General features: G+C 51.9%; 9 protein-coding genes. 6 read left to right on the forward strand and 3 right to left on the reverse strand.

Translation table 11 applies throughout. From position 1 onward, the window contains the following. The first annotated feature begins 356 nt into the window (after positions 1-356). A complete protein-coding gene (locus B4N58_RS15635; RefSeq protein WP_414673841.1) occupies positions 357-815 on the forward strand; it encodes a uracil-DNA glycosylase in 459 nt (152 codons plus the stop codon). Positions 816-887: 72 nt separating this feature from the next. Here the strand turns inward: B4N58_RS15635 and B4N58_RS01580 are convergent, their stop codons facing one another. Beyond that, positions 888-1,205, reverse strand: a complete 318-nt coding sequence (locus B4N58_RS01580; RefSeq protein ID WP_291745203.1) for a CcdB family protein — start codon at positions 1,203-1,205, stop codon at positions 888-890. Then, the gene (locus B4N58_RS01585) at positions 1,205-1,480 is read right to left on the reverse strand and encodes a type II toxin-antitoxin system CcdA family antitoxin (protein WP_291745205.1); all 276 of its coding nucleotides are present in this window, start codon (positions 1,478-1,480) and stop codon (positions 1,205-1,207) included. Before B4N58_RS01585 ends, B4N58_RS01580 begins: the two co-directional genes overlap by 1 nt. Before the next feature lie 68 nt (positions 1,481-1,548). Between B4N58_RS01585 and B4N58_RS01590 the strand changes: the two genes are divergently transcribed. The 4 genes from B4N58_RS01590 to B4N58_RS01605 all read left to right on the forward strand — a co-directional run bounded on the left by B4N58_RS01590 (position 1,549) and on the right by B4N58_RS01605 (position 3,526). Then, positions 1,549-2,217 (forward strand): DUF6988 family protein, encoded by a 669-nt coding sequence (locus tag B4N58_RS01590; RefSeq protein ID WP_291745207.1) that lies wholly within the window; start codon positions 1,549-1,551, stop codon positions 2,215-2,217. Positions 2,218-2,259: 42 nt separating this feature from the next. Further along, a complete protein-coding gene (locus B4N58_RS01595; RefSeq protein ID WP_291739931.1) occupies positions 2,260-2,502 on the forward strand; it encodes a VF530 family protein in 243 nt (80 codons plus the stop codon). Positions 2,503-2,611: 109 nt separating this feature from the next. Next, entirely contained in the window at positions 2,612-3,028 is a 417-nt protein-coding gene (locus B4N58_RS01600; RefSeq protein WP_291745209.1) for a hypothetical protein, read from the forward strand. Positions 3,029-3,031: 3 nt separating this feature from the next. Then, entirely contained in the window at positions 3,032-3,526 is a 495-nt protein-coding gene (locus tag B4N58_RS01605) for a hypothetical protein (protein ID WP_291745211.1), read from the forward strand. A 65-nt stretch (positions 3,527-3,591) separates the two neighbouring features. Here B4N58_RS01605 and B4N58_RS01610 read toward each other — a convergent pair whose 3' ends face one another. Then, positions 3,592-5,781 (reverse strand): malate synthase G, encoded by a 2,190-nt coding sequence (locus B4N58_RS01610; RefSeq protein WP_291745213.1) that lies wholly within the window; start codon positions 5,779-5,781, stop codon positions 3,592-3,594. A gap of 219 nt (positions 5,782-6,000) precedes the next feature. On the opposite strand from B4N58_RS01610, the gene B4N58_RS01615 reads away from it, so the two are divergent. Continuing rightward, positions 6,001-6,354: GMC family oxidoreductase (locus tag B4N58_RS01615; protein ID WP_291745215.1), on the forward strand; the 354-nt coding region annotated here is incomplete at its 3' end.

The raw sequence follows: 6,354 nt of genomic DNA on the forward strand, positions 1-6,354 counted from the left end.
ACAGCCCCGCGGGCGATTGAAAAAAGTGTCCAGTTTGAACTGGAATGGCTGTCCAGTTTCAGCCAGAATCACTGTCCAATTTGGCCAGAATAGGCAAACAGTACAAGGAGCTACAGCTATGAGGGCAACGTATAACCCCTCCGTCAAGGGGATGTCTTGCGCCAAGGCGCAAGCCGCCCCTTACGTCGAACGTTAGGAAACCCCCAATGACATTCGACCGCGCGAAGTCGCTGAACACATCCGAAGCAATCGCCGCTCGAAGGCAGGCGCTCGATCTTGCGCATATGCAGCCGCTGGTCGCATTCGTCGCACGCTTGCGGGCCAGTGCACCTGCTGGAGTGCCAGACTTCGATCCCATGGACGGAGGAGTCAACGCCGAATGTCTGTTTCTTCTCGAAGCTCCCGGCAGTAAAGCTATAGGGTCGGGTTTCGTGTCGCGTAACAACCCGGACGAAACCGCAAGAAACTTTTTTGAAGTCAATGTCGAAGCAGGGCTGCATCGCTCTCGCACTGTGATGTGGAATGCTATACCTTGGTACATTGGCGACGAGCATCGCATTCGCCCAGCGACTGGTCGAGACCTCGGATCTGCAAGGCAGCACCTAGCCGAACTTCTTGCACTACTGCCTCGCCTTAGATTCGTAGTACTCGTTGGAAGGAAGGCGCAGAGGTACGGCCATGTTGTCGCCATGTTGACCCCATCGGTCACAGTGCTCACTTGTCCCCATCCAAGTCCTCTGTCATTCAATGGCAGGCCAGAGCGCCGTGCAGAGGTGCTAGCTTGTCTAGCTCACGTAGTGTCAAAGCTTGACTGAAGAATGTTGTCCTGTAACCTGCGAACAATGTACTGAATGATGACTCCGGAAGCAGGACCCATCAGCAGAGCGTCATATGCCAGAAATAATGAAGTCCAGCGCTGCAATTATTTCTGATCGATACTGAGAAAGGTTGCACACTTCTTTTCCGAGAGACCTCCTGTCGATTCCTGCAATTTGTTGTGTGAGCCCAATGAAGCTTTTCCCTTTAATTTCCAGAGTTGGACATAACTTTGTAATCGCAGCTTTGCCCACAAGGTTGGTGGCGCAAAGCGGAATAACGACTGTTGTTCGCAAGTCATCGAGTAGGTTGGATTGGATATCCAAAAGGTAAGGGTAGGTTTTGTTGGTGGCGGTATTTGGGTTTTCGTAGGCAGTGAACTGAGCCATTAAAAACTCCTCAAGTCGTCGCTAAATGTTCCATGCTCTTCTACCAGTTGGTTATAGGCTTCGATGGCGGCTCTGTTTTCACGTTTCCACAGGTCGCGCTGTCTGGCACTGACCAATTCGCTTAATGCTGTTTCCAAAGTTGCGGACAAATTGATTTTCAGCGCTTTGGCTTTTACGAGTAAGTCACTGTTTACGCTGACATTTGTCGGCTTTTTGGGTGCGTGGGTGTCATAAGCGGGTGTCATGTACACATCTCCAACATAGGTAATGCGCATATTTTATGTGCATTTATGTTGTACATGCAAGGCATGTAACAAGTCCTTCACGCTCAGCAAAAACCATAATGGCCTGGCCCTTAGGTGTTGCGGACTCTATTTTTATGTTTGATGCTCCAAAATCCGAAATGTTTGATGCGTCTGACCACTTGGCCGACGAGCTAATCGCGCTGATTGATTTGCCGCTCTTCGACGACTCGCTGCGTATACGAACCAGCGATGTTGCTTGTTCTCTCTCGCTAGAGCATTGGGCGTCGGTGAGGGTACTGCTTCGCTCGGGCTTACTCTCATCCGCCACTGTCATTCATCGTGCCCAGTTTGAGGCGCTTGCTCGCTCCATCTGGCTGTTATACGCAGCGTCTGATAATCATCTTTCCAAACTGACAGCTACCTTGTCTTCAGAGTCAGAGCAGGCTGCGAAAAATATGCCTCAAATCGCAGAAATGATGCAAGCTTTGGCAAATAGCGGCCCACAGCAAGCATACGATGCGTTGTGCCGCTTCAAAGATATCTCCTGGAAGGCGCTCAATTCGTACGTACATGCGGGAATCCATCCTATTCGGCGGCACGACGAAGGGTACCCCCTTCAGTTGCTAAACAATGTTTTACGAAACGCAAACGGCTTAGCGGTCTTCGCTGGAATGCAAGCAGCTGTCCTCTCTGGGCAGCAGTCGCTACAGCACAGCATTTTAGCGTTGGCTGCAAAGCATTCAGTTTGTATGCCGCCGCCGTTATAATCGCCAGCTAATCAAAACATTAATCCCAAGGCCTTCTCAAGCATGAATACCGAGCAATCCAAGAACCCCATGCATGGAGTCACGCTTGAAACCATCGTGGTAAAGCTTGTTGAGCACTACGGCTGGGATGAGCTCGCCAATCGAATCAAAATCAATTGTTTCAAGAATGATCCGTCAGTGAAATCCAGCCTGAAGTTTCTTCGAAAAACACCTTGGGCCAGAGAGCAGGTGGAGCAACTTTACCTGTCTACATTTGCAGCACAAACTGAAGTGAGGAAAAGTTAAGTCGTCTGCCGCGCGGTGTAATCACACCAAGCTACCACCCACCCACAATTTGTAACCTCCCAATCCTTCTCTTTAAGGTGCCTCTTTAAATTCGTTTAAAAGGCACCGCATGGCAATAATCCCCAACCAAATTAATCACGTTCAAGTTCAATTCGGCTTGAATGTTCACAACAGCGTAGACAGCAACTTGCTTGCGTTTCTGTTGCAAACCATCAGACCGAACATAGTGGATGGCCCAACCCTAAGTTCGATTTATATTTCCTCTTTGAAAGATCAACACAACTTACCCAGCCGGCACATGCAAGGTGCTGGCAAGGCAGTGGATATTTCGCGAATCAATGGCATGAAGATGTCGATGCATTACCCAGGCGACCCAGCCGTGAAGCAAATTACCGATGCCTTGCAACTGGCCTTTGAGAATTGGGAAGGGCGACGAGAAAACTTTGGGCCTTTGTTCAAAAGAAAACATGGACAAAGTTATCCAGTCTCTGGCCATGCCGATCACATACATTTTTCAGTGGACTAAGTAATGAACAAGATTCAAAAAATAATAGTGAGCAGCGCTTTGGTATTGTTCGTAAACTCAAGCTGGGCAACTGAGGTGGAAGAACAAACCCTCTTGAACAACTTGGCGTACGGGCAACTGATCGAGCTGAATCAATACACCCCCGGGCAACAGAAGGGCTTGATGTTGCGCCTATTTGCCGCCCCAGCTCGCGATGAAACTTGTGGCCTTGAAACCGGCGCACCCTGTAAAAACAAGCATCTGATTACCGTTGCCACTTTCGATGAACTACCGGAAGTTCAGGTGCATACACTGCAAGCGAAAGGGGAGTTTGTGAAGGCCGATTGGGTTGTTTCCAAAGCGCCTGAATCAACAGTTGACCAAGCCGAGTTGGTTCTGACATTCCGTGACTATCATCGATTTGCAACGCGCGCGAATCCCAAACTTCCCAGGAAGTTTTTTCAGGTTAAGCTGAAAATCACTCAACAAGGCGTTGAAGAAATCACGCCTGCCAAATAGCGCCCAACAAAAAAGCCAGGCACTTTTCAGCACCTGGCTTTCTCAAATCAAACTACTCAATCAAATCAAGCAGCTTTCACCTTCAAGCGCCATGCGTGCAGCAGTGGCTCGGTGTAACCGGCTGGTTGTTCCATACCTTTGAACACCAGGTCGCATGCAGCTTTAAACGCGGCTGATGTTTCAAAGTTGCCAGCCATGGGCTTGTACGCGGGGTCGCCAGCGTTTTGCTGGTCAACTACAGCGGCCATGCGCTTCATGGTTTCCATTACCTGGGCTTCAGTCACAATGCCGTGGTGAATCCAGTTGGCAATGTGCTGGCTGGAAATACGCAGTGTGGCGCGGTCTTCCATCAGGCCCACGTTGTTGATGTCGGGCACCTTGGAGCAACCCACGCCCTGGTCAACCCAGCGCACAACATAACCCAAAATACCTTGGGCGTTGTTGTCCAGTTCTTGCTGCTTTTCTGCATCGCTCCAGTTGGTGTTGGTGGCCACAGGCACTTGCAACAGGTTGGCCAAAATACCTGGGCGTTCTGCGTCGGCATCAATCTTTTCCAGCTCGGCTTGAACAGCGGCCACGCTTACCTGGTGGTAGTGCATGGCGTGCAGTGTTGCAGCAGTTGGGCTTGGAACCCAAGCGGTGTTTGCACCGGCTTTGGGGTGGCCAATTTTCTGTTCCAGCATGGCTTTCATCAGGTCGGGCATGGCCCACATGCCTTTACCAATTTGTGCGCGGCCTTTCAGGCCACAGCTCAAACCAACCAGCACGTTGTTGCGCTCGTAGGCGGTAATCCATGCGCTGCTCTTCATGTCGGCTTTGCGAATCATGGCGCCGGCGTGCATGGCAGTGTGCATTTCGTCGCCAGTGCGGTCCAAGAAGCCGGTGTTGATGAAAGCAACACGGCTGGCTGCGGCAGCAATACAGGCCTTCAGGTTGACGGATGTGCGGCGCTCTTCGTCCATAATGCCCAGCTTTACGGTGCTGTCGGGCAGGCCCAGCAGCTTTTCTACATGGGTGAACAATTCAGCAGCAAAGCCCACTTCAACAGGGCCGTGCATTTTCGGCTTTACGATGTAAACCGAACCTTTGCGGCTGTTGCGAATACCGTTGACGCCGTTGCCTTTCAGGTCGTGCAAGGCGATGGTGGTGGTCACAATCGCGTCCATAATGCCTTCGGGAATTTCTTTGTCGCCGCCCCACAAAATCGCTGGGTTGGTCATCAAGTGGCCCACATTGCGCAAGAACAACATGGAGCGGCCATGCATAGTCACTTTCTCGCCATTCACGCCGGTGTACACGCGGTCTGCATTCAGGCCACGCGTAAAGGTTTTGCCACCTTTGCTCACGCTTTCTGTCAGGGTGCCTTTCAAAATACCCAGCCAGTTTTTGTAGGCCACAATTTTGTCTTCAGCGTCTACTGCTGCAACAGAATCTTCCAGGTCCAGAATGGTGGACAGCGCTGCTTCCAGCACCACGTCGGCCACACCGGCTGCGTCGCTTGAACCAATCGGTGTTGCGCGGTTAATAATGATGTCGGCGTGAATGCCGTTGTTCACCAGCAATACCGATGAAGGTGCTGCAGCGTCGCCCTGGAAACCCACCAGTTGTGCGGCGTTTTTCAGGCCAGCGGTGCTGCCGTTCTTCAAGGCAACTTGCAGCTTGCCACCTGCAATGGCGTAGCCAGTTGCGTCTTTGTGTGATGCGCCTTCCAATGGGAAAGACTGATCCAAAAAGTTGCGTGCAAACTCAATTACTTTTGCACCGCGCACGGGGTTGTAGCCGCCAGCGCGTTCTGCACCGCCTTCTTCAGAAATGACATCGGTGCCGTACAGCGCGTCGTACAGGCTGCCCCAACGTGCGTTGGCGGCGTTCAGGGCGTAGCGTGCGTTCAAAATTGGAACTACCAACTGGGGGCCAGCTTGGGTGGCCAGTTCGCTGTCTACATTGGCGGTGGTGGCTTGCACTTTGGCAGGCTGCTCAACCAGGTAGCCAATCTTCTTCAAGAATTCTTGGTAAGCGGCCATGTCGGCGATGGGGCCGGGGTTGGCTTTGTGCCAGGCGTCCATTTCCAGCTGAATGCGATCGCGCTCGGCCAGCAGGGCGGCGTTTTTCGGGGCCAGTGTGCTGACGATTTCGTCGAAGCCTTTCCAGTAGGCAGCTTGATCAATGCCGGTGCCGGGCAGTACTTCATTGTTAATGAAGTTGTACAGGGGTGTGGCTACTTGCAAGCCATGCACTGTGGTGCGTTCTGTCATTTTAGAAACCTCGGGCTGGGTAGTTAATGCGAAACATTCGATTGTAAAGGAATTGAGTGTGATTCTGACATGTTTGGAATGGTCATAAGCACAGGCGATTGATCAAGACATCTTTAACTTTTTTGCAAAACTCTGGAAAACCCCAAGTCGATTGCAGCAACGTGGGCTTCAATCCAATTTGTGGGCTGGTTACTATTGGGTAATCGATTCGGGGTAAACATGCGGACTTTTGATTACATTGTAGTGGGGGCGGGCACGGCAGGCGCCTTGATGGCCAATCGGCTTAGCGCCAACCCCAACAATTCAGTGCTGTTGCTGGAGGCGGGCGGTAAAGACAACTACCACTGGATCCACATTCCCGTGGGTTATCTGTATTGCATCGACAACCCCCGCACCGATTGGCGGTTTCGCACCGAGCCTGATGCAGGCCTGAACGGCCGCGCCCTGATTTACCCCCGTGGCAAAACCTTGGGTGGTTGCTCCAGCATCAACGGCATGATCTACATGCGGGGCCAGGCCCGCGATTACGAAAGCTGGGCCGCCCAAACTGGCGACGAGGCCTGGAACTGGAAC

The sequence above is a fragment of the Limnobacter sp. UBA3528 genome, assembly GCF_002377005.1.
Taxonomy (GTDB): domain Bacteria; phylum Pseudomonadota; class Gammaproteobacteria; order Burkholderiales; family Burkholderiaceae_B; genus Limnobacter.